The sequence below is a fragment of the Streptomyces sp. R35 genome (assembly GCF_041053035.1).
GTDB lineage: Bacteria > Actinomycetota > Actinomycetes > Streptomycetales > Streptomycetaceae > Streptomyces > Streptomyces lutosisoli.
In genome coordinates this window covers 6,629,665-6,649,661 of sequence record NZ_CP163440.1, presented here as the reverse complement: position 1 = coordinate 6,649,661, position 19,997 = coordinate 6,629,665, and the positions used below count along the sequence as shown (strand labels likewise).

The window sequence follows — 19,997 nt, the reverse complement described above, 5'->3', positions numbered from 1 at the left end:
CGGCCGGTCCCCTGCACAGTTGGTTACGTACAAAACACTTCGGCCGCGGTGCCCGTGAGGGGCACCGCGGCCGAACCGTCATGACGACTACTTGCTACTTGCCGTCGTCCTCGCGCTTGAGCGCCTCCATCGCACGCCCCGTGACCTCGTCCACCTTGCCGAGGGCCGAGATCGTGACCACCAGGCCCTGGGCCTTGTAGTAGTCGATGATCGGCTCGGTCTGCGTGTGGTAGACCTCAAGGCGCGTGCGGACGGTTTCCTCGGAGTCGTCGTCCCGCTGGTACAGCTCGCCGCCGCAGACGTCGCAGACGCCTTCGGTCTTGGCCGGCTTGTACGTCACGTGGAAGACGTGCGCCGAGTCGTTGCGGCAGATGCGGCGGCCGGCGATACGCCTGACCACCTCGTCCTCGGGGACCTCCAGGTCCAGAACCCCGTCCAGCTTCATGGCCTCGGCACTGAGCATCTCGTCCAGCGCCTCGGCCTGCGAGACGTTGCGCGGAAAGCCGTCGAGCAGGAAGCCGTGCTCCGCGTCGGGCTGCTCCATGCGGTCCTTGGCCATCGCGATGGTGACCTCGTCCGGGACCAGCTCGCCCTTGTCCATGTAGGACTTCGCCAGTTTGCCGAGTTCCGTCTGCTGGCTGATGTTGGCGCGGAACAGGTCGCCCGTGGAGATGTGCGGGATCGACAGGTTCTTGGCGAGGAACGCGGCCTGCGTTCCCTTGCCGGCACCGGGCGGCCCGACGAGGACGATTCGCATCAGCGGAGGAACCCTTCGTAATTGCGCTGCTGAAGCTGGCTCTCGATCTGCTTCACCGTCTCCAGACCGACACCCACGATGATCAGGATGCTGGTACCACCGAACGGGAAGTTCTGGCTTGCCCCGAAGCCAACCAACGCCATCGTCGGTACGAGAGCGATCAGACCCAGATACAGCGACCCCGGCCAGGTGATCCTGTTGAGTACGTAGCTGAGGTACTCAGCGGTCGGTCGGCCAGCCCGGATGCCCGGGATGAAGCCACCATACTTCTTCATGTTGTCGGCGACTTCCTCGGGGTTGAAGGAGATCGCCACATAGAAGAACGCGAAGAACACGATCAGCAAAAAGTACAAGCTGAGGTAAATCGGGTGGTTGCTCTTGGTCAGATTCTGCTCAACCCAGGTTTTCCAACCGGAAGTGTCCTTGGAGAACTGGGCGATCAGCGCCGGAATGTAGAGCAGCGATGACGCGAAGATGACGGGAATCACACCCGCCTGATTCACCTTCAACGGGATGTAGGTGGACGTACCGCCGTAAGACCGGCGGCCGATCATGCGCTTCGCGTACTGGACGGGGATGCGGCGCTGAGCCTGCTCGACGAAGACCACCAGGCCGACCATGACGAAACCGACGGCGATGGTCGCGCCGAACTCGATCCAGCCGCCGGCCAGCGAACCCTGCTCCTTGATGGCCCACAGCGCGGACGGGAACGTCGCGGCGATCGAGATGAACATCAGGATCGACATGCCGTTGCCGATGCCGCGGTCGGTGATGAGCTCGCCGAGCCACATGACGACACACGTACCGGCGGTCATGGTGACGACCATGGTGACGGTCTGGAAGATCGACTGGTCGGGGACGATCTGGTTGCCCACGGGGCAGCTGCTGAAGAGCGCGCCGCTGCGCGCGGTCGCGACCAGGCCCGTGCCCTGGAGGATGGCCAGCGCCACCGTCAGATAACGCGTGTACTGCGTGATCTTCGCGGTGCCGGCCTGGCCCTCCTTCTTGAGGGCTTCGAGGCGTGGGATCACCACGGTCAGCAGCTGCAGAATGATGCTCGCCGTGATGTACGGCATGATGCCGAGCGCGAAGATCGTGATCTGCAGCAGCGCGCCACCACTGAACATGTTGACCAGACCGAACAGACCCTGGTTGCCCTTCGACGCCGCGTCGATACAGGTCTGGACGTTCTTGTAGTCGACGCCAGGGATCGGAATGTGGGTACCGACCCGGTACACCACGATGATGGCGAGCGTGAAGAGCAGCTTCTTGCGCAGGTCGGGCGTCCTGAACGCCCGGGCGAACGCGGTGAGCACGGTGCCTCCTGCGACCCCCGCGCTACTGCGTCAGAGGTGACGGTCTTGAGGTTCGACGGATAAGGGACAGCTAACCAACAGTCAAAGGCCGCCCGGAGTTCCCTTGGGCCACCCTGGACGAAAATTTGCAGTGCAGGCCACCTTACCGGCGACACTGCCCCCCTTGGAACGACCAACCGGGGATGCCCCTTTTGTGGGGCATCCCCGGTCGGGATCGCTCATGTCATCGAGACGTCTGAATTCAGACGAGCTCGGTGACGGTACCGCCGGCGGCGGTGATCTTCTCCTTGGCGGAGCCGGAGACGGCGTCGACCGTCACCTGCAGCGCCACGGAGATCTCGCCCTGGCCGAGGACCTTGACGAGGCTGTTCTTGCGAACGGCACCCTTGGCGACCAGGCCCTCAACGGTGACCTCGCCACCCTCGGGGTACAGCGAGGCGAGCTTGTCCAGGTTCACGACCTGGAACTCGACCTTGAAGGGGTTCTTGAAGCCCTTGAGCTTCGGGAGACGCATGTGGAGGGGCATCTGGCCACCCTCGAAGCGCTCCGGAACCTGGTAACGAGCCTTCGTGCCCTTGGTACCACGACCGGCCGTCTTACCCTTCGACGCCTCACCGCGACCCACACGGGTCTTCGCGGTCTTGGCGCCCGGGGCGGGACGGAGGTTGTGGATCTTGAGCGGGTTGTTCTCCGCCATGATCAGTCGACCTCCTCAACCGTCACGAGGTGGCGGACGGTGTGCACCATTCCGCGGAACTCGGGGCGGTCCTCCTTGACGACCACGTCGTTCAGGCGCTTGAGCCCGAGCGAACGCAGGGTGTCGCGGTGGTTCTGCTTGCTGCCGATGTACGACTTCGTCTGCGTGATCTTGAGCTGAGCCATGATTACGCACCCGCTCCCGCACGCGCACGCAGCAGAGCCGCGGGGGCGACGTCCTCGAGGGGCAGACCACGGCGAGCCGCGATCTCCTCGGGACGCTGCAGGCCCTTGAGGGCCGCCACGGTCGCGTGCACGATGTTGATCGCGTTGGACGAGCCGAGCGACTTCGACAGGATGTCGTGAACGCCGGCGCACTCGAGCACCGCACGCACCGGGCCACCGGCGATAACGCCGGTACCGGGGGAAGCAGGCTTGAGCAGGACGACGCCCGCGGCCTTCTCGCCCGTGATCGGGTGCGGGATGGTGCCCTGGATACGGGGGACCTTGAAGAAGTGCTTCTTGGCCTCCTCAACACCCTTGGCGATGGCGGCCGGCACCTCCTTGGCCTTGCCGTAACCGACACCCACGGTGCCGTCACCGTCGCCCACCACGACCAGCGCGGTGAAGCTGAAGCGACGACCACCCTTTACAACCTTGGCGACGCGGTTGATCGCGACAACGCGCTCAACGTACGCGGTCTTCTCGGCGGCAGCAGCGCCGCCGTCACGGCCCTTCCGGTCCCGCCGCTCGCCGCCACCGGCACCGCTTCCACGGCGCTGGGGTCCAGCCATTGGATTACCTCTCTCTGTTTCCGCTAGCTACGGAAGCGGCTCAGAACTTGAGTCCGGCTTCGCGGGCGGCGTCCGCCAGGGCGGCGATGCGCCCGGCGTACTGGTTGCCACCACGGTCGAATACGACAGCCTCGACACCGGCGGCCTTGGCGCGCTCGGCGACCAGGGCGCCGACCGACTTGGCCTGCGCGGACTTGTCGCCCTCGCTACCGCGGACCGTCGTGTCCAGGGTCGACGCCGACGCCAGGGTGTGACCCTTAACGTCGTCGATGACCTGGGCCACGATGTGGCGGTTCGAGCGCGTCACGACCAGGCGCGGACGCTCAGCCGTACCCGAGATGTGCTTACGGATCCGGATGTGACGACGCTTGATGGCAGCACGCTTGTAAGCGTCGCCCTTAGCAATCTTGACACCGTATGCCATGGCTTACTTACCCGCCTTTCCGACCTTGCGGCGGATGACTTCGCCTTCGTACTTGACGCCCTTGGCCTTGTACGGGTCGGGCTTGCGCAGCTTGCGGATGTTGGCCGCAACCTCTCCGACCTTCTGCTTGTCGATGCCCTCGACCGAGAACCGCGTCGGGTTCTCGACCTTGAAGGAGATCCCCTCGGGGGCCTCGACAGTGATCGAGTGGCTGTAGCCGAGCGAGAACTCCAGGTTGGAGCCCTTCGCCAGGACGCGGTAACCGACACCGCTGATCTCGAGCTTCTTCACGTAACCCTGGGTCACGCCGGTGATCATGTTCGCCACCAGCGTGCGGGACAGGCCGTGCAGGGCCTTGTTCTGACGCTCGTCGTTCGGGCGGGTGACGTTCAGAACGCCGTCCTCACCCTTGGCGACCTCGATCGGCGCCGCGACGGTGTGGGAGAGGGTGCCCTTGGGGCCCTTCACCGAGACCGTACGGCCGTCGATGGTGACGTCCACGCCGGCGGGAACCGTGATGGGGAGCTTGCCAATACGCGACATAGCTGTTTCCTCCGTTCCCTTCCGCTACCAGACGTAGGCGAGAACTTCTCCGCCTACGCCCTTCTTGCCGGCCTGCTTGTCGGTGAGGAGACCGTGCGACGTGGAGATGATCGCCACGCCGAGGCCGCCCAGCACCTTGGGCAGGGAGGTGGACTTCGCGTAAACCCGGAGACCGGGCTTGGAGATCCGCTTGATGCCCGCGATGGAGCGCTCACGGTTCGGGCCGAACTTCAGCTCGAGGACGAGGTTCTTGCCGACCTCGGCGTCCTCGACCTTCCAGCCCGTGATGAAGCCCTCCTGCTGGAGGATCTCCGCGATGTGCGACTTGATCTTGCTGTGCGGCATTCCCACGGTGTCGTGGTACGCCGAGTTCGCGTTACGCAGACGCGTAAGCATGTCTGCGATCGGATCAGTCATGGTCATGAATTGGCCTTCGGCCTCTCTCGCCGGGGTTTCCTGTATGCGCCATCCCTCTCCCCACTCAGTGGCGGGACGGGTGCGGTGCGGGGACCTACGGCGTAGTAAGTCGATTGGGGCGGCAGGCGCCCAACCCTCCTAGCCTAAGCCATGGAGAGCAGGGCACCTGACCGAACCCTTTGCTTACCGAGAGCCCTGGAATCCCTGAAAGCGGGGACTACCAGGAGCTCTTGGTCACGCCCGGCAGCTCGCCACGGTGAGCCATCTCACGAAGGCAGACGCGGCACAGGCCGAACTTGCGGTACACGGAGTGCGGACGACCGCAGCGCTGGCAGCGCGTGTAGCCACGAACGCCGAACTTGGGCTTACGAGCAGCCTTGGCAATCAGAGCCTTCTTCGCCATCTCGCTTACGCCTCCTTGAAGGGGAAGCCGAGGTGACGGAGAAGGGCGCGGCCCTCAGCGTCGTTGGTCGCCGTGGTCACCACGGTGATGTCCATGCCCCGGGTACGGTCGATCTTGTCCTGGTCGATCTCGTGGAACATGACCTGCTCCGTGAGACCGAAGGTGTAGTTGCCACGGCCGTCGAACTGCTTGGGGGACAGACCACGGAAGTCGCGGATGCGCGGAAGCGCGAGCGACAGGGTGCGGTCCAGGAACTCCCACATGCGGTCGCCACGGAGCGTGACGTGGGCACCGATCGGCTGACCCTCACGCAGCTTGAACTGCGCGATGGACTTGCGGGCCTTGGTGACGGCCGGCTTCTGACCGGTGATCGTGGTCAGGTCACGGACGGCACCGTCCATGAGCTTCGAGTCACGGGCGGCGTCGCCGACACCCATGTTGACCACGATCTTGACGAGACCGGGAACCTGCATGACGTTCTCGTACGAGAACTCCTCAAGCAGCTTGCCCGCGATCTCCTCGCGGTACTTCGTCTTGAGACGCGGAGTGGTGGTGGTAGCCATCAGATGTCCTCACCCGTCCGCTTGGCAACGCGGATCTTGTTGCCCTCGTCGTCGAAGCGGTAACCGACACGCGTGACGACCTTGTTGCCGTCCTTCTCCACGACGAGCTGAACGTTGCTCACGTGAATCGGGGCCTCGGTCGTGACGATGCCACCGGCCTGCGAACCCTTGGCGGTCGGGCCGGCCTTGGTGTGCTTCTTGACCCGGTTGACACCCTCGACCAGGACGCGCTCGTCGCGCGGGTAAGCGGCAATGACCTTGCCCTGCTTGCCCTTGTCCTTGCCGGTGATGACCTGAACCGTGTCACCCTTCTTGATCTTCATGCTTACAGCACCTCCGGCGCGAGCGAGATGATCTTCATGAACTTCTTCTCGCGCAGCTCACGGCCGACAGGGCCGAAGATACGGGTGCCACGAGGGTCGCCGTCGTTCTTGAGAATGACAGCGGCGTTCTCGTCGAAGCGGATGTACGAGCCGTCCGGACGGCGGCGCTCCTTGACGGTGCGAACGATGACCGCCTTGATGACGTCACCCTTCTTCACGTTGCCGCCGGGGATCGCGTCCTTGACGGTGGCGACGATGACGTCACCGATGCCCGCGTAGCGGCGACCGGAGCCACCGAGCACACGGATGCAAAGGATTTCCTTCGCACCAGTGTTGTCGGCGACACGCAGTCGCGACTCCTGCTGGATCACGTCTATCTCCTGATTGTCTGCCGGTTCCCGGGGCGGGGTGCCTTACGGCGCCCCGCCCCGAGCCTGGCGGAACGAACCTGAGGGATACCCCTCAGGTAATTACTTGGCCTTCTCGAGGATCTCGACGATGCGCCAGCGCTTCGTCGAGGACAGCGGACGCGTCTCCATGAGGAGGACGCGGTCGCCGACGCCGGCGGCGTTCTGCTCGTCGTGGGCCTTGAGCTTGCTGGTACGGCGGATGACCTTGCCGTACAGCGCGTGCTTCACGCGGTCCTCGACGGCGACGACGACGGTCTTGTCCATCTTGTCGCTGACGACGAGACCCTCACGGGTCTTGCGGAAGCCACGGGCCTCAGCGGTCTCAGTCACGTTGCTCTCACTCATCAGGCGCTCTCCACCGTTTCGATGCCCAGCTCGCGCTCACGCATCAGGGTGTAGATCCGCGCGATGTCCTTGCGGACGGCCTTGAGCCGACCGTGGTTCTCGAGCTGACCGGTCGCCGCCTGGAAGCGGAGGTTGAACAGCTCTTCCTTGGCTTCGCGGAGCTTCGCAAGAAGCTCCTCGTCACCCAGTTCGCGCAGCTCGGACGCCTTGGTACCGGCCGACATCACGCTTCACCTGCCTCGCGCTTGACGATCCGGCACTTCATCGGCAGCTTGTGGGCTGCGCGAGTGAGGGCCTCACGGGCGATCTTCTCGTTGGGGTAGGACAGTTCGAACATGACCCGGCCCGGGTGCACGTTCGCGATCCACCACTCGGGAGAACCCTTACCGGAACCCATGCGGGTCTCGGCAGGCTTCTTCGTGAGCGGGCGGTCCGGATAGATGTTGATCCAGACCTTGCCGCCACGCTTGATGTGGCGGGTCATCGCGATACGGGCGGCCTCGATCTGACGGTTCGTCACGTACGCCGGCGTGAGGGCCTGAATGCCGTACTCGCCGAACGAAACCTGCGTACCGCCCTTGGCCTGACCACGGCGCTTGGGGTGGTGCTGCTTGCGGTGCTTGACCCTACGGGGGATCAGCATGTCGGTCAGGCCTCCGTTCCGGTGCTCTCAGCCGGAGCGGCAGCCGCCGGAGCCTCGGCCTTGGGGGCCTCGGCAGCGGGAGCCTGCTGCGGCTTACGACCGCGACCGCCACGCTCGCCACCACGGCCACCACGGCCGGCCGGGCGGTCAGCGCCGCCACGGGCCGGGCGGTTGCCGGCGCGGGCAGCAGCGTTCTCGGCGCGGACCTCGGCGATGTTCTTGACGTCGCCCTTGTAGATCCAGACCTTCACACCGATACGGCCGAAGGTCGTCTTGGCCTCGAAGAAGCCGTAGTCGACGTTCGCGCGGAGCGTGTGCAGGGGCACACGGCCCTCGCGGTAGAACTCCGAGCGGGACATCTCGGCGCCGCCGAGACGGCCACCACACTGGATCTTGATGCCCTTGGCGCCCGCCTTCATCGCCGACTGCATGCTCTTGCGCATGGCACGGCGGAAGGAGACGCGGGAGGACAGCTGCTCGGCAACGGCCTGAGCAACCAGCTGAGCGTCGGTCTCGGGGTTCTTGACCTCGAGGATGTTCAGCTGGACCTGCTTGCCCGTGAGCTTCTCGAGGTCACCGCGGATGCGGTCGGCCTCGGCGCCACGGCGGCCGATGACGATGCCGGGACGCGCGGTGTGGATGTCCACACGCACACGGTCACGGGTGCGCTCGATCTCAACCTTCGAGATGCCGGCGCGCTCCATGCCGGACGTCATCATCCGACGGATGGCGACGTCTTCCTTGACGTAGTCCTTGTACAGCTTGTCGGCGTACCAACGCGACTTGAAGTCGGTCGTGACACCGAGCCGGAACCCATGCGGGTTAACCTTCTGGCCCATTACCGGGTTCCTTCCTTGCTGCTGACGACCACGGTGATGTGGCTGGTCCGCTTGCGGATCCGGTAGGCACGGCCCTGGGCGCGCGGCCGGAACCGCTTCAGGGTCGGACCCTCGTCGACGTACGCCTCGGAGATGAAGAGGCTGTCGGCGTCGGTGTGGTCGTAGTTGTGCGCGGCGTTGGCAATGGCGCTGTCAAGCACCTTGCCGACCGGCACGCTCGCGGCCTGCGGGGCGAAACGCAGGACCGCCTGAGCCTCCGTGGCATCCATGCCACGGATAAGGTCCACCACGCGGCGGGCCTTCATGGGCGTAACGCGGATGTACCGCGCCTGGGCCCTGGCTTCCATGGTTGTCCTTCCAGTGTCTGTCATGGTCATTCCACCCCGCGTTAGCGGCGCTTCGACTTCCGGTCGTCCTTGACGTGACCCCGGAAGGTGCGCGTCGGCGAGAACTCGCCGAGCTTGTGGCCGACCATCGACTCGGTGACAAACACCGGAATGTGGGTCTTGCCGTTGTGCACCGCGATCGTGTGGCCGAGCATGGCCGGGATGATCATCGAGCGACGGGACCAGGTCTTGATGACGTTCTTGGTGCCGGCTTCGTTCTGTACGTCCACCTTCTTGATGAGGTGGTCGTCGACGAAGGGCCCCTTCTTGAGACTGCGCGGCATCTAAACCCGCTCCTAGCGCTTCTTGTTCGTCTTGCGGCGGCGGACGATGTACTTGTTCGAAGCCTTCTTCGGCGAACGAGTACGACCTTCCTTCTGACCCCACGGGGAGACCGGGTGGCGACCACCGGAGGTCTTGCCCTCACCACCACCGTGCGGGTGGTCAACCGGGTTCATCGCCACACCGCGGACGGTCGGGCGAACGCCCAGCCAGCGCTTGCGGCCGGCCTTACCCCAGTTGATGTTGCTCTGCTCGGCGTTGCCGACCTCGCCGACCGTGGCGCGGCAGCGCTGGTCGACCAGGCGGATCTCACCGGAAGGCATGCGGAGGTGGGCCATGGTGCCCTCCTTCGCGAGCAGCTGCACCGAGGCACCGGCGGAGCGGGCGAACTTGGCGCCGCCACCGGGACGGATCTCGATCGCGTGGATCGTGGTACCGACCGGGATGTTGCGGAGCGCCAGGTTGTTGCCCGGCTTGATGTCGGCCCCAGGACCGTTCTCGACGCGGTCACCCTGCGACAGGTTGCGGGGGGCGAGGATGTAGCGCTTCTCGCCGTCCGCGTAGTGCAGCAGCGCGATGCGCGCGGTGCGGTTGGGGTCGTACTCGATGTGCGCGACCTTCGCCGGCACGCCGTCCTTGTCGTGACGACGGAAGTCGATCACTCGGTAGGCGCGCTTGTGTCCGCCACCCTGGTGGCGAACGGTCACACGACCGGCGTTGTTACGGCCGCCCTTGCTGTGCAGCGGGCGGACCAGCGACTTCTCCGGCGTGGACCGCGTGACCTCGACGAAGTCGGCGACGCTGGAGCCACGACGGCCCGGCGTAGTCGGCTTGTACTTGCGGATTCCCATTTCTCAGTCCTCGTCCGATATTCGGACCAGGGCGCTCCGTTAGGAGGCCTGGCCGAAGATGTCGATACGGTCGCCCTCAGCGAGGGTCACGATCGCGCGCTTGCTGTCAGCACGCTTGCCGAAGCCCGTCTTGGTCCGCTTGCGCTTGCCCTGACGGTTGATCGTGTTCACTCCGGTGACCTTGACCGAGAAGACCGCCTGGACGGCCTGCTTGATCTGGGTCTTGTTGGCCCGCGGGTCCACGACGAAGGTGTACTTGCCCTCGTCGAGAAGCGCGTAGCTCTTCTCGGAGACGACCGGCTTGAGGAGGACGTCACGGGGATCCGTGAAGCTCTTGCTCAGCGGCGTCTCTACGGTGTTCTTGCCTTCGGCCTCGTGGCGCTTCGCCTTGGCGACGCGCGCGACCTTCTTGGCCTTGGCGGCCTTCGAGGCGATGCTCGGGTGACGCGTAGCCATCAGGCTTCGCTCCCTTCGGTGTCAGCGGCCTTGGGGCCAGACACGAAGGACTCGAAAGCGGCCTGGGTGAAGACCACGTCGTCCGAGACGAGAACGTCGTACGTGTTCAGCTGGCCCGGCTCCAGGATGTGGACCTGGGGCAGGTTGCGCGCGGAAAGCAGCGCGGCCTCGTCGGAGCGCTCGATGACCAGGAGCACGTTCTTGCGCTCGCTGACCTTGCCGAGGAAGCTCTTCGCGGCCTTGGTGGAGGGGGTCTCGCCCTCGATCACGCCGGTGATGACGTGGATGCGAGCGTTGCGGGCCCGGTCGGTGAGGGCGTGGCGCAGGGCCGCGGCCTTCATCTTCTTCGGGGTCCGCTGCGAGTAGTCACGCGGCGTGGGGCCGTGGACGACGCCACCGCCGGCGAACTGCGGCGCACGGGTCGAACCCTGGCGCGCGCGGCCGGTGCCCTTCTGGCGGTAAGGCTTCTTACCGCCACCGCGGACCTCGCCACGACGCTTGACCTTGTGCGTGCCCTGACGGGCAGCGGCCAGCTGCGCAACGACGACCTGGTGAAGCAGCGGGATGCTGATCTTCTCTACATCGAAGATCTCGGCCGGGAGCTCAACGGTCCCAGCGGTGTCGCCGGAGGGCGACAGAATGTCAATGGTGCTCATAGTCCTTAGGCCCCCTTGACCGCGGTGCGGACCAGGACGAGGCCGCCGTTCGGACCAGGAACCGCGCCCTTGATAAGGAGCAGGCCCTTCTCCGCGTCAACGGCGTGAACGGTCAGGTTCTGGGTGGTGACCCGCTCGTTGCCCATGCGACCCGCCATGCGGAGGCCCTTGAACACGCGGCCCGGGGTGGCGCAGCCACCGATGGAGCCGGGAGAGCGGTGCTTGCGCTGGGTGCCGTGACCGGCGCCGAGGCCCTTGAAGTTGTGACGCTTCATGACACCGGCGAAGCCCTTGCCCTTGCTCTTGCCGGTCACGTCCACCTTGACGCCGGCCTCGAAGGTCTCGGCGGTGATCTCCTGGCCGAGGGTGTACTCGCTGGCGTCAGCGGTACGGATCTCGACGAGGTGACGACGGGGGGTGACATCGGCCTTGGCGAAGTGGCCCTTGAGGGGCTTGTTCACCTTGCGAGGGTCGATCTCGCCGAAGGCGATCTGGACCGACTCGTAGCCGTCGGTGTCGTTCGTACGGACCTGGGTGACGACGTTGGGTCCGGCCTTGACGACGGTGACGGGAACAACACGGTTGTTCTCGTCCCACACCTGCGTCATGCCGAGCTTCTCGCCCAGGATGCCCTTGATCTGCTTAGCCATTCTCAGATCACCGATCCCTAGAGCTTGATCTCGATGTCGACACCGGCCGGGAGGTCGAGTCGCATCAAAGAGTCAACGGTCTTGGGCGTCGGGTCGAGAATGTCGATCAGGCGCTTGTGCGTGCGCATCTCGAAGTGCTCGCGCGAGTCCTTGTACTTGTGCGGCGACTTGATGACGCAGTACACGTTCTTCTCAGTGGGCAGCGGCACCGGGCCTGCGACCGACGCACCAGTGCGGGTCACCGTCTCGACGATCTTCTTCGCCGAGGAGTCGATGACCTCGTGGTCGTAGGCCTTGAGCCGGATGCGGATCTTCTGTCCCGCCATGGCTACTCAGTAGTCCTTTGTCTCGTGAAAACGCTCTGGAACCCGGGGGTTCGCGTCCTGGTCTCCGACCCACGCGGTCGGGTGTGTCGCGCTCCTGCCGCACAGATATCCGTAACGGATTTCCCTACGAGGGACGCGGCTCGCCCGAAAGCAACCGCTGGACCGGGGGCTGGAACACCCACCGGGCGCCTGGCCTGCACCCCGCTGACACTTCCCGGAAGATTCCCGTACGTCCGCCCCAGCGCTGCCTTACGGCAGTTGAGGCGACGAGTACTGTGGGACTCGCTTCCGGTCCCCCCGACGGGAGGCGCGCAGCATCGGCACTCGACCGAGCAACTCCGACAGTCTGCCATATGCGACAGGGGCCTGGCCAATCGAGCCGAGGATCGTACCCCGAAGGTGACGCACGTCAAACCCTGTCCGCCGCGCGTCGGCACGGGGTGCTCAGCGCAGCGAGGGGTGCAGCTCCTCGCGCACGGCCCATACGTCCGGCCCGCCGTCCGTGCCGCTGCCCGACAGGATCGCGGCGCCGAAGAAGGTCAGGAAGCCCGACAGCGCGGCCGGCCCCGCCGCGGCGAGCACCGGCACCAGGCCGAGCAGGTGCGGAACGGTGGCGAGCAGCGCGGCCAGGAGGACCAGCAGGAACCCACGGTACGCGGCCGTGACCCGGGAGGGCCGCGGCGCGGGCACGGCCGCGCGGCCCGGCTCGGTGGTGTGTACGGCGGCGAGACCCGGCTCGGTGTCGCCCGCGCCAGCGGCTTCGCCGCGCAGCCAGGGCCGCCAGTCCTCCTCGTACATGCACCCCCACACCACATGCCCGCTGTCGGTGACGAACGCGGCGGGGACGATCACCCGCCGGTCGGTGGCCGCGATCTCCTTCCACCGGGTGGGCCAGCACAGCCAGCCCTCGTGCCCGGCCAGCTGGGAGGCGGCCTGGGAGAGATGCCTCTCCCCCGTGGCGATCTTGAAGTTGACGCCCTCCATCGCCCTCAGCCGCACCGGCCGGACAGCGCCCGCGCCGTCCGCCTCCAGTTCCAGCCAGCGCGAGACGGAGATGTCGGTCTTGCCGACGCCGGTGCGGGCGGGGCTGCGGTAGTTCTCCTGGACGGCGCAGGCGTTCCGTACCCGTACGACGTGGACGCGCCCCGCGGCGGCGTCCTCCCGCAACAGTCGCTGGGCAGCGCCGAGTTGCCTGCCGAGCAGGCCGATGCCGTACAGGGAGCCGACGACGGCGTAGAGCAGGGTGAGGGCACACAGGGCGCTCGCGGCAAGCGAACCGCTCTTGCCGTAGTCGGTGCCGTACGCGACCCGCGCGGCGGCGTACGGCGCCCACATCAGGAGATAGGCCCCGGCGACGTATCCCCAGTCACGCCGGATGGGCCCGAGAGCGGCGGGCACCCCGGCCAGCGCCCCCGCCGCCACCAGCACCTCCATCGGCGGAGCCACGCGCACGGCGAGCACCCAGCCACCGGCGAGGACAGCGGCCAGGGCGAGCGGGATCAGGGCGTCCAGCCGCGGCGTCCCGGCCCCGTACCGCGCGATCCCGAGCACCATCCCGACCGCGGCACACAGCAGCGCGGCGCCCCCGAGGGCCTGGGCGAACGGAGTGGATCTACGCATACGGGCTCCCCCTGGCCGTGGCGTGAACATGCCGTGGGGCATTCAGAGGGTGAGGGTACGACCGGAGGCTGTGCTTCCGCGGGGGTGATGATCACGGCATGGCAACGGTGCGGGGGCGGTGACGGCGGGTGGTCACGGCGGGTGGCAGTCCGGCCTGGCGTCAAAGGGGCCGGCGCGGGCGACCGGCTCGGGAGCGGCGGCGCAGGGCCTGCCAGGCGTCACTGACCGCGTACGAGGACTCCAGCCGCCAGGTCTCCAGCTTGTCCTGCACCTTCGACACGACCTTCCAGCACTTGAGCCACAGCGGCAGCTGCCGGAACGGCACGTAGTCGAGGGTGTCGTCGATGGCGTTCACGGCGATGCTCATGCGACCGGGGCCCTCCGCCCGCAGCGCGGCGTACAGCTCCGGCGTCAGCTCACCGTTGAGCCGCGCCGCGATGCCCGCCGCGGTGAACGCGAAGCCACGCTGAGCGACGTCCGGCAATTGCATCGCCCGGACAATCCGCGGCGAGGCCTCGGCCAGAGGGCAGTTGAAGGCCAGCCCGATCGCGGCGGAGCCCAGTGGGCCCTCGCCGCGTTCGTACGCCGCGTCCCACTCGACGGGGTCGTCGAAGCGCAGCAAGCTCTCGTCGCCGTCCCAGTTCCACCCGGACACCATGTTCGCCTCTCCCGATGTCAGCTACGTCGGCGCAGGGCCCGCCAGGCGTCTTCGACCGTTTCCCCAGACCGCAGCCACCAGCTCTCCAGCTTGTTGCGCACAGTCACAAGCACCCACCGCCGCTTGAACCACGGCGGCAGCTTCCGAAACGGTACGAACCCCAGCGTGTCTCTGATGGGGTGCTCGGCGACACCGCCGGGCCCCTCGGCTCGCAGGGCCGCGAACAGTTCCGGGGTCAACTCCCCATTGAGCCGGGCCGCGTGCCCTGCTGCGGTGAACGCGAACCCCCGCTGACCGGCGTCCGGCAGATGCATCGCCCTGACAATCCGGGGCGAAGCGTCCTCCAGCGAACAGTTGAAGGCCAACCCGATCACCGCCGTACCGAGACGCTGCTCGCCACGCTCGAACGCGGCGTCCCAATCGGCGGGGTCGTCGATGCCCAGCAGACCCTCGCCGCTTTCCCAGTTGTATGCGGACGTCATAGCGGACTCCCACTTTGCAGATCAGCGGCCATACGGCACACCGGCCCTCACCGCTCAGTCCCAGGGCTCGCGCACCGGCTTGCGCTTCCACCACTCCCCGAGCTCGGCCTCGGGCTTGTCCTTCGTCGGACGTACCCAGGGGCGCAGCGAGCGTTCCGGGTCAGGGGTGCTCGCTGCGCGAAAGCGCGCGTCCAGCCGTGCCAGCAGTCGTCCCAGGGCACCTTCGCGCAGCGCCGCGGGGAGAGCCCGCATCAACTCCTCCAGCGTGTCCCGGGAGTCGAGGTCGTTGTCGTAGGCGCTGATGGGATAGAAGTCCTCGCTCGACCAGCCCGGTTCCATCCGGCACACCACGCGTTCCCAGGAGGCGAAGCGGTCCGCCACCGAGTACACGGGAGCCGTCATCGTCGCCCGTAGCTGCGGCGCGACCCGCGACCGCTCCAACTCCAGCCGCTCCGCGTCCCGTTCGGCGATCGCCTCAAGGGCCCGCTCGGGCAACTCGGCCCACACGGCCCTGGTTTCCGGCGCTGCCCAGAAGACGTCGTACGGTGCACGCTTCCTGCCGCGCCGTGCCCGGCCGCGCTCCGCTTCGCCCGCCAACCCATTCACTCCTTCAGCTGTTTCAGGAAGTACTCGTAGCCGTCATCGGGCTGCATGAAGGTTCCATTGTCCCCTTCGCGGATCAGCATCGTCCCGGTCGCGTCGTCCCACCAGGCGAAACGGGCGTTGCCCGACGTGGTACTCCGCATACGGATTCCCGGCGTGTTGGTCATCAGGTCCTCCAAGTGCTCCGGGACGTCCAGGTCGTCGACGCCAGGAATCCCTCGATTCTTGATGTCACCGTGCGCGGCGATCTTGTCGGCGAGCATCGGCAGATTGCCCGCCTGGCTCGCGGCGTCCGGTTTCCCGATCTCATAGAGGCCAAGCAGGTCGGCCGCAAGCAGCGGGTCGAGGACGTAGAGGAAGGGGTTGGGGGAAGGGCCCAGTCCCAGCGGGTCGGGAGTGGCGTAGCGAGCCGTCTCGGGGTCGTAGTAGCGGTGAACGTTGTAGTGCAGACCCGTCTCCGGGTCGTAGTACTGCCCCGGGAAACGCAGTGGCGTATAGGCGCTGCTCCCGCTGTTCCAGGCGGTCACACCCCACAGGGTGCTGCGCGCCTGCCAGGCGATACTGCCGTCCTCGCCGACCAGTTCGGTTGGAGCACCCGCAAGATCGGTGGCGATGGCGAAGAACCGCGCGTTGATCTCCTCACGCGAGGCGGTGAGGAGCCTTTCGGTCTGGGCTATGGGCCGGTGCCCGTCGTGGTCCCAGGACAGCGCCACGGCGTGCGGGTGTGCGGAGTCGGTGGTGAGCTGCTCGCAGAGGGTGGTGCCGTCCCAGGTGAAATCAGTCTGCTCCACCACGGTGGTGCCGTCCGCGCCGATCCGCTGTTTGGCGATGCGGCGCCCCATCGGGTCGTACCGGTAGCGCCACAGTGTGCCGTCGGGGGTGCGGACGGAAACGAGCCGGTCCTCCGCGTCCCAGGTGTACGTCCAGGTCTCGGGCTTACGCGAGAGGCGGGTGCGGTGGCGGCGTACCGCCCGCCCCTGGTCGTCGTAGGAGTAGCGGGTGTCGCCGGCCCGGAGCAGCCGGGCACCCTCGGTGTGGCGTTGGCCCACAGCGGCCTGGCCGGGGTGTCGGCCCGGCCAGGCGGCGGTCGTCTGACCACCGTCTTCGTCGTAGGCGTAGGACTCTGTCCATCCCTCTGCCCGGACGGCCGTGGTACGACCGGCCGCGTCCAGGTCGAAGCTCCGGCTCTCACCGTTCGGGCCGACGATGCCGATGAGGTGTCCGTCCGCGCGGTAGCGGTAGGAGCGGTCGCGGAGCGTGCGGCCCTCGCCGGTGGTGACCGCCTGCGCGACGACTCTCCCGAGGCCGTCGTACGCACGCGTCAGCGACAGAGCGTCGTCCACGTCGAGTGACAGGAGACGCCCCGCCGCGTCATAACCGAAGTCGAGGGTGCGGCCCGCGGTGTGCAGCCGGGCAAGGTCACCACGACCGTCGTAGCCCCATGTGCTCGTCGCACCGGTGGGGGTGGTGCGGCTCAGCGGCCGCCCTGCGGCATCGTGAGTGAAGCTGATGGTCCGGCCGTTGACGGTCTCGGAGACCAGACGCCCGTGCAGATCCCGCCGCAGCGTCACGGTCGCGTCCGGTCCCTCGGCCGCGCAGAGCCGGTCATCCAGGTCATAGGTGTACGTGCTGACCGCGCCGTCGGCGTCCTTGCCGATCATGCGCCCGAACACGTCCCTCGTGATGCGGACCGTCTGACCAAGGGCGTTGACGCGCAGGACGACCTGGCTCTTGGCGTCATGGCCGTAGGTCTGCGTGCGGCCGTCGAAATCGGTCTCCGATACGAGCCGCCCCGCGTCGTCGTACCGATAGCTCCAGCGCTTCCCGTCCGGGCGGCTCACGCCGAGCAGACGCAGCGAGGGGTCGTACTCGAAGGAGTGGCGGACATCGTCGGGTCCGGTCCGCGCCGCGAGCAGGTTGAAATGGGTGTACTCGAACCGCGTCACGGCCCCCATGGCATCGGTGTGGCTGGTCCGGTTGCCCTCGGCGTCATACGTCCAGACCTCCGCCTCCCCGTCCGGGCCGGTGCGCCGCAGCAATTCGCCGTCCGCGCCCCATTCCATACGGGTCGTGTTGCCCAGGGGATCGGTGACCCCTGCCACCCTGCCGAAGGCGTCGAGGGTGTAGCGCGTGACACCGCCCAGGGGGTCCGTGACGTACTCGGCCAGACCGGCCGGGTCGCATCGCACGCGGGTGACGTATCCCGTGGGGTCGGTGACCGAGGACAGATGACCGGCGTCGTCGTAGGTGTAACGAGTCGTGGCGCCACCGGGCTTGACGATCGTGACGCAGTTGCCGCGAGCGTCGTACTCCCGGCGTTGGACGTGCCCGTCCGGGCGGGTGATGGCGACCGGGCTGCCCTGGGCGTCATACGTGAGACGGACCGTCGCGCCGTCCGGACGTGTGACCTCCAGCAGACGGCCGAAGGCATCGTAGGACTTGCCCGTGGTGTGGCCCAGTTGGTCCGTCCAGGACGTCAGATGGTGGTGTTCGTCCCAGGTGGTGCGGGTAGTGCCACCGAGCGGGTCGATTTCCGCGACGACCTGGCAGCTGTCGTTGACGACGAACTTGCTGACGGCGCCCTCGGCAGTGGTGACGGTGGTGATCCGGGCACCGGGCCAGGCCGGGTCGGTGCCGTCGTAGTCCAGGGTGAGGCTGATGTGCCCGGCCTCGCCACCCTCCGCCACGCAGCGGTCCGCCGTGTCGTACGCGTAGGAGTAGCTGCGGCCGTTGCGGTCGGTCCAGGACGTGATGCGGTATCGCTCGTCGTAGGTGAACCGCATGGCATGACCTGTGGTGTTGAAGACCGTGGTGAGACAGTCGTCGGAGTACTCGTACCGGCGCAGTGCCAGGTCCGATCCCTCCACTCCCGCCCCAGCCAGGTGGAGGGCCGTGACACGGCCGTCGGCAACAGTCAGCTTGAGCTGGTAACCGCCGGAATGCCGGATGGTGAGCGGGGTCCCGTCAGAGGCGTAGGCGAAGTCGATCGTGTCGCCGTTGCGGTCGGATATCCGCTCCAGCAGGGCGAGGCCGTCGACGGGGGCCCCGAAGCGTCGGGTGACCCCGGTGAAGGGATCGTCGACGAGGTAGCCGCCGTTGTCGAGTCGGATCAGCCCGTGGCGGGGGCCGGCCTCCGGAAGAACCCGGTGCTGCGTGTCGGTGGGGTGGGCGTAAGCGAGGAGCAGCCCGTCCTCGGTGACGAACACGACGCCGTCCTCGTCGATTTCGAGGCGCTGGTCGACGGTGGAGGCCCAGGTGGGGCCGAACCACCAGCCGGTGCGGTAGTCGGAGGCTGCCCGTCGAGTGAAGGCCAGCGGCAGGCTTGCGGGCAGCGAGACATCGGTCTCCGGCAGGAACATCGCGCCGGTGGCCATGTCCACCGGGTCACTGCCCTTGGAACGGACCACGTTCTTGGCCCGGTTGTAGGCGCCCTTCAGCCCGTCGGCAATCGAGCCCTTGCCGTTCTTCGCAAGTCCGCGAAGCGCCAGGCCCAAGCCCTTCAGGCCGCCCTTGAGGCCCTTCATCGCGGCCAAGCCGCCCTTAAGGCCCTTGGCCAGGCCGCCCAGGGTGGTCAGGCCCTTCATACCGGGTATGCAGTCGAGCGCGGCGAAGCCGACATCCCATAGGGAGGCTTGGCCCTTGGAGTATTTGTATAGCGTGTCGGCGAGGACGACGAGCGCGGCGACCAGCACGATCGCGCCGAGGATCGGCCCTCCGATGATCATCGCGATGATCCCGACGACCGCGACGACGACCTTGCACACGGCGACGATGGTGTCCCAGTTGTCGGAGAACCAGTCCCCGACCTCCTCCCACCACTTCCGATTGTGGATCCCGGCATCGGACGCTTCATCGATCTTCGTCTTCGCGGTGCCGGCCGCCTCCTCCCGCATCTTGCGGGCGTCCTCGGCCATCTTCTTCGCCGCGTCCAGCGCGCTGTTCGCGGACGTCACATCCGACTGGGCGGACGTCTGGGCCGACTTGGCGTGCTGCGCATCCCGCGTGGCGGCACGCACCTTCGCCTCGTCCGGCTTCTCCGTGTCCTTGCTGCCGGTCGGATCGTCCTTGTACTTGTCCGCTTCCTTGTTGGCCTTCGTCACCCACGAATCGGCCGACGACAGACGGGACTTGGCGGAGGAGAGATCCGACTGCGCCTCCCGCCCCTTCGCGAGCGCCTTGTCCGCCAGGGCCTGGGCACGCTCCAGCTTCGGCCAGTAGTCGGCGAGCGCGTCCCCCGCCATCTCATACGACTTCTTCAGCTTCTTCAGCTGCTTGGGCACACCGGAGAACTCGTCCTGGAACGCCTTCGCCGACTTCCCCGCCCACTTCAGGACCGTGTCCTCGTCCGCCATCCCCTTGATCAGGCGAAGGGCATCCGAGACATCGTCGGCGAAGTCATGCAGGTTCTTGGCCAGATGCCGCACCCGGTCCGGGTCGCCTGGGGTGGGGTCCTTGTCCAGATCCAGGACATGCCAGTCCCCCGGCCGATTCCCCGCCATGCCGCAACCCCCGTCACGCCTGCATCACCAACTGTCGTACGCATCAGCGAATTTA

Annotated in this window: 28 protein-coding genes; all 28 read right to left on the bottom strand. The window is 66.8% G+C overall.

Features of this window, described 5'->3' with window-relative positions:
• Positions 1–94 precede the first annotated feature (94 nt).
• Positions 95–757, bottom strand: coding sequence for an adenylate kinase (locus AB5J50_RS30310; RefSeq protein WP_369261335.1), 663 nt, complete (start codon positions 755–757; stop codon positions 95–97).
• Positions 757–2,073 (bottom strand): preprotein translocase subunit SecY, encoded by a 1,317-nt coding sequence (secY, locus tag AB5J50_RS30305; protein WP_327431004.1) that lies wholly within the window; start codon positions 2,071–2,073, stop codon positions 757–759. The genes AB5J50_RS30310 and secY overlap by 1 nt, the downstream gene beginning before the upstream one ends.
• 241 nt (positions 2,074–2,314) lie before the next feature.
• On the bottom strand, positions 2,315–2,770 hold the full coding sequence (rplO, locus tag AB5J50_RS30300) for a 50S ribosomal protein L15 (protein ID WP_266519687.1): 456 nt from the start codon (positions 2,768–2,770) through the stop codon (positions 2,315–2,317).
• Between the two features lie 2 nt (positions 2,771–2,772).
• Positions 2,773–2,955, bottom strand: a complete 183-nt coding sequence (gene rpmD / locus AB5J50_RS30295) for a 50S ribosomal protein L30 (protein WP_030788246.1) — start codon at positions 2,953–2,955, stop codon at positions 2,773–2,775.
• 2 nt (positions 2,956–2,957) lie between these two features.
• The gene (gene rpsE / locus AB5J50_RS30290; protein ID WP_006376045.1) at positions 2,958–3,563 is read right to left on the bottom strand and encodes a 30S ribosomal protein S5; all 606 of its coding nucleotides are present in this window, start codon (positions 3,561–3,563) and stop codon (positions 2,958–2,960) included.
• Positions 3,564–3,603: 40 nt separating this feature from the next.
• Positions 3,604–3,987 (bottom strand): 50S ribosomal protein L18, encoded by a 384-nt coding sequence (rplR, locus tag AB5J50_RS30285; RefSeq protein ID WP_327431003.1) that lies wholly within the window; start codon positions 3,985–3,987, stop codon positions 3,604–3,606.
• Positions 3,988–3,990: 3 nt separating this feature from the next.
• A complete protein-coding gene (gene rplF / locus AB5J50_RS30280) occupies positions 3,991–4,530 on the bottom strand; it encodes a 50S ribosomal protein L6 (RefSeq protein ID WP_327431002.1) in 540 nt (179 codons plus the stop codon).
• Between the two features lie 24 nt (positions 4,531–4,554).
• The gene (rpsH, locus tag AB5J50_RS30275) at positions 4,555–4,953 is read right to left on the bottom strand and encodes a 30S ribosomal protein S8 (RefSeq protein ID WP_190037509.1); all 399 of its coding nucleotides are present in this window, start codon (positions 4,951–4,953) and stop codon (positions 4,555–4,557) included.
• Positions 4,954–5,164: 211 nt separating this feature from the next.
• The gene (locus tag AB5J50_RS30270) at positions 5,165–5,350 is read right to left on the bottom strand and encodes a type Z 30S ribosomal protein S14 (RefSeq protein ID WP_003948630.1); all 186 of its coding nucleotides are present in this window, start codon (positions 5,348–5,350) and stop codon (positions 5,165–5,167) included.
• Positions 5,351–5,355: 5 nt separating this feature from the next.
• Positions 5,356–5,913, bottom strand: coding sequence for a 50S ribosomal protein L5 (gene rplE, locus AB5J50_RS30265; protein ID WP_067367099.1), 558 nt, complete (start codon positions 5,911–5,913; stop codon positions 5,356–5,358).
• Entirely contained in the window at positions 5,913–6,236 is a 324-nt protein-coding gene (gene rplX, locus AB5J50_RS30260) for a 50S ribosomal protein L24 (protein WP_327431001.1), read from the bottom strand. Before rplX ends, rplE begins: the two co-directional genes overlap by 1 nt.
• Before the next feature lie 2 nt (positions 6,237–6,238).
• Positions 6,239–6,607 carry a 50S ribosomal protein L14 gene (rplN, locus tag AB5J50_RS30255; RefSeq protein ID WP_003992364.1) on the bottom strand — a complete coding sequence of 123 codons (369 nt, stop codon included), beginning with the start codon at positions 6,605–6,607 and terminating at the stop codon, positions 6,239–6,241.
• Between the two features lie 99 nt (positions 6,608–6,706).
• Positions 6,707–6,991 carry a 30S ribosomal protein S17 gene (gene rpsQ / locus AB5J50_RS30250; RefSeq protein WP_327431000.1) on the bottom strand — a complete coding sequence of 95 codons (285 nt, stop codon included), beginning with the start codon at positions 6,989–6,991 and terminating at the stop codon, positions 6,707–6,709.
• Positions 6,991–7,215 (bottom strand): 50S ribosomal protein L29, encoded by a 225-nt coding sequence (gene rpmC, locus AB5J50_RS30245; RefSeq protein WP_003998824.1) that lies wholly within the window; start codon positions 7,213–7,215, stop codon positions 6,991–6,993. The genes rpsQ and rpmC overlap by 1 nt, the downstream gene beginning before the upstream one ends.
• Positions 7,215–7,634: a 50S ribosomal protein L16 gene (gene rplP / locus AB5J50_RS30240; RefSeq protein ID WP_010986348.1), complete on the bottom strand. Its 420-nt coding sequence runs from the start codon at positions 7,632–7,634 to the stop codon at positions 7,215–7,217. Before rplP ends, rpmC begins: the two co-directional genes overlap by 1 nt.
• Positions 7,635–7,639: 5 nt before the next feature.
• The gene (gene rpsC / locus AB5J50_RS30235) at positions 7,640–8,473 is read right to left on the bottom strand and encodes a 30S ribosomal protein S3 (RefSeq protein ID WP_369261334.1); all 834 of its coding nucleotides are present in this window, start codon (positions 8,471–8,473) and stop codon (positions 7,640–7,642) included.
• Complete coding sequence (rplV, locus tag AB5J50_RS30230; protein WP_003974262.1) at positions 8,473–8,820, bottom strand: 50S ribosomal protein L22; 348 nt, start codon at positions 8,818–8,820, stop codon at positions 8,473–8,475. The genes rpsC and rplV overlap by 1 nt, the downstream gene beginning before the upstream one ends.
• 41 nt (positions 8,821–8,861) lie before the next feature.
• Complete coding sequence (rpsS, locus tag AB5J50_RS30225) at positions 8,862–9,143, bottom strand: 30S ribosomal protein S19 (protein ID WP_005481224.1); 282 nt, start codon at positions 9,141–9,143, stop codon at positions 8,862–8,864.
• A 12-nt stretch (positions 9,144–9,155) separates the two neighbouring features.
• A complete protein-coding gene (gene rplB, locus AB5J50_RS30220) occupies positions 9,156–9,992 on the bottom strand; it encodes a 50S ribosomal protein L2 (protein WP_020132633.1) in 837 nt (278 codons plus the stop codon).
• A gap of 39 nt (positions 9,993–10,031) precedes the next feature.
• A complete protein-coding gene (rplW, locus tag AB5J50_RS30215) occupies positions 10,032–10,448 on the bottom strand; it encodes a 50S ribosomal protein L23 (RefSeq protein ID WP_189190335.1) in 417 nt (138 codons plus the stop codon).
• On the bottom strand, positions 10,448–11,104 hold the full coding sequence (gene rplD / locus AB5J50_RS30210; RefSeq protein ID WP_060900353.1) for a 50S ribosomal protein L4: 657 nt from the start codon (positions 11,102–11,104) through the stop codon (positions 10,448–10,450). Before rplD ends, rplW begins: the two co-directional genes overlap by 1 nt.
• A gap of 5 nt (positions 11,105–11,109) precedes the next feature.
• A complete protein-coding gene (rplC, locus tag AB5J50_RS30205) occupies positions 11,110–11,754 on the bottom strand; it encodes a 50S ribosomal protein L3 (RefSeq protein WP_369261333.1) in 645 nt (214 codons plus the stop codon).
• 17 nt (positions 11,755–11,771) lie between these two features.
• On the bottom strand, positions 11,772–12,080 hold the full coding sequence (gene rpsJ / locus AB5J50_RS30200; protein ID WP_003948644.1) for a 30S ribosomal protein S10: 309 nt from the start codon (positions 12,078–12,080) through the stop codon (positions 11,772–11,774).
• 444 nt (positions 12,081–12,524) lie between these two features.
• A complete protein-coding gene (locus AB5J50_RS30195; RefSeq protein WP_369261332.1) occupies positions 12,525–13,700 on the bottom strand; it encodes a hypothetical protein in 1,176 nt (391 codons plus the stop codon).
• A gap of 160 nt (positions 13,701–13,860) precedes the next feature.
• Entirely contained in the window at positions 13,861–14,358 is a 498-nt protein-coding gene (locus AB5J50_RS30190) for a hypothetical protein (RefSeq protein ID WP_369261331.1), read from the bottom strand.
• A gap of 17 nt (positions 14,359–14,375) precedes the next feature.
• Complete coding sequence (locus AB5J50_RS30185) at positions 14,376–14,840, bottom strand: hypothetical protein (protein WP_369261330.1); 465 nt, start codon at positions 14,838–14,840, stop codon at positions 14,376–14,378.
• 54 nt (positions 14,841–14,894) lie between these two features.
• Positions 14,895–15,437 carry a hypothetical protein gene (locus AB5J50_RS30180; RefSeq protein ID WP_369261329.1) on the bottom strand — a complete coding sequence of 181 codons (543 nt, stop codon included), beginning with the start codon at positions 15,435–15,437 and terminating at the stop codon, positions 14,895–14,897.
• 5 nt (positions 15,438–15,442) lie between these two features.
• Positions 15,443–19,942: a DUF6531 domain-containing protein gene (locus tag AB5J50_RS30175; protein ID WP_369261328.1), complete on the bottom strand. Its 4,500-nt coding sequence runs from the start codon at positions 19,940–19,942 to the stop codon at positions 15,443–15,445.
• Between the last annotated feature and the right edge of the window lie 55 nt (positions 19,943–19,997).

What these genes read in the sequence shown, in the direction of transcription:
- AB5J50_RS30310 (WP_369261335.1), bottom strand. Translation starts at nt 757, where the DNA reads ATGCGAATCGTCCTCGTCGGGCCGCCCGGTGCCGGCAAGGGAACGCAG.
- rplO (WP_266519687.1), bottom strand. Translation starts at nt 2,770, where the DNA reads ATGGCGGAGAACAACCCGCTCAAGATCCACAACCTCCGTCCCGCCCCG.
- rpmD (WP_030788246.1), bottom strand. Translation starts at nt 2,955, where the DNA reads ATGGCTCAGCTCAAGATCACGCAGACGAAGTCGTACATCGGCAGCAAG.
- rpsE (WP_006376045.1), bottom strand. Translation starts at nt 3,563, where the DNA reads ATGGCTGGACCCCAGCGCCGTGGAAGCGGTGCCGGTGGCGGCGAGCGG.
- rplR (WP_327431003.1), bottom strand. Translation starts at nt 3,987, where the DNA reads ATGGCATACGGTGTCAAGATTGCTAAGGGCGACGCTTACAAGCGTGCT.
- rplF (WP_327431002.1), bottom strand. Translation starts at nt 4,530, where the DNA reads ATGTCGCGTATTGGCAAGCTCCCCATCACGGTTCCCGCCGGCGTGGAC.
- rpsH (WP_190037509.1), bottom strand. Translation starts at nt 4,953, where the DNA reads ATGACCATGACTGATCCGATCGCAGACATGCTTACGCGTCTGCGTAAC.
- AB5J50_RS30270 (WP_003948630.1), bottom strand. Translation starts at nt 5,350, where the DNA reads ATGGCGAAGAAGGCTCTGATTGCCAAGGCTGCTCGTAAGCCCAAGTTC.
- rplE (WP_067367099.1), bottom strand. Translation starts at nt 5,913, where the DNA reads ATGGCTACCACCACCACTCCGCGTCTCAAGACGAAGTACCGCGAGGAG.
- rplX (WP_327431001.1), bottom strand. Translation starts at nt 6,236, where the DNA reads ATGAAGATCAAGAAGGGTGACACGGTTCAGGTCATCACCGGCAAGGAC.
- rpsQ (WP_327431000.1), bottom strand. Translation starts at nt 6,991, where the DNA reads ATGAGTGAGAGCAACGTGACTGAGACCGCTGAGGCCCGTGGCTTCCGC.
- rpmC (WP_003998824.1), bottom strand. Translation starts at nt 7,215, where the DNA reads ATGTCGGCCGGTACCAAGGCGTCCGAGCTGCGCGAACTGGGTGACGAG.
- rplP (WP_010986348.1), bottom strand. Translation starts at nt 7,634, where the DNA reads ATGCTGATCCCCCGTAGGGTCAAGCACCGCAAGCAGCACCACCCCAAG.
- rpsC (WP_369261334.1), bottom strand. Translation starts at nt 8,473, where the DNA reads ATGGGCCAGAAGGTTAACCCGCATGGGTTCCGGCTCGGTGTCACGACC.
- rplV (WP_003974262.1), bottom strand. Translation starts at nt 8,820, where the DNA reads ATGGAAGCCAGGGCCCAGGCGCGGTACATCCGCGTTACGCCCATGAAG.
- rpsS (WP_005481224.1), bottom strand. Translation starts at nt 9,143, where the DNA reads ATGCCGCGCAGTCTCAAGAAGGGGCCCTTCGTCGACGACCACCTCATC.
- rplB (WP_020132633.1), bottom strand. Translation starts at nt 9,992, where the DNA reads ATGGGAATCCGCAAGTACAAGCCGACTACGCCGGGCCGTCGTGGCTCC.
- rplW (WP_189190335.1), bottom strand. Translation starts at nt 10,448, where the DNA reads ATGGCTACGCGTCACCCGAGCATCGCCTCGAAGGCCGCCAAGGCCAAG.
- rplD (WP_060900353.1), bottom strand. Translation starts at nt 11,104, where the DNA reads ATGAGCACCATTGACATTCTGTCGCCCTCCGGCGACACCGCTGGGACC.
- rplC (WP_369261333.1), bottom strand. Translation starts at nt 11,754, where the DNA reads ATGGCTAAGCAGATCAAGGGCATCCTGGGCGAGAAGCTCGGCATGACG.
- rpsJ (WP_003948644.1), bottom strand. Translation starts at nt 12,080, where the DNA reads ATGGCGGGACAGAAGATCCGCATCCGGCTCAAGGCCTACGACCACGAG.
- AB5J50_RS30195 (WP_369261332.1), bottom strand. Translation starts at nt 13,700, where the DNA reads ATGCGTAGATCCACTCCGTTCGCCCAGGCCCTCGGGGGCGCCGCGCTG.
- AB5J50_RS30190 (WP_369261331.1), bottom strand. Translation starts at nt 14,358, where the DNA reads ATGGTGTCCGGGTGGAACTGGGACGGCGACGAGAGCTTGCTGCGCTTC.
- AB5J50_RS30185 (WP_369261330.1), bottom strand. Translation starts at nt 14,840, where the DNA reads ATGACGTCCGCATACAACTGGGAAAGCGGCGAGGGTCTGCTGGGCATC.
- AB5J50_RS30175 (WP_369261328.1), bottom strand. Translation starts at nt 19,942, where the DNA reads ATGGCGGGGAATCGGCCGGGGGACTGGCATGTCCTGGATCTGGACAAG.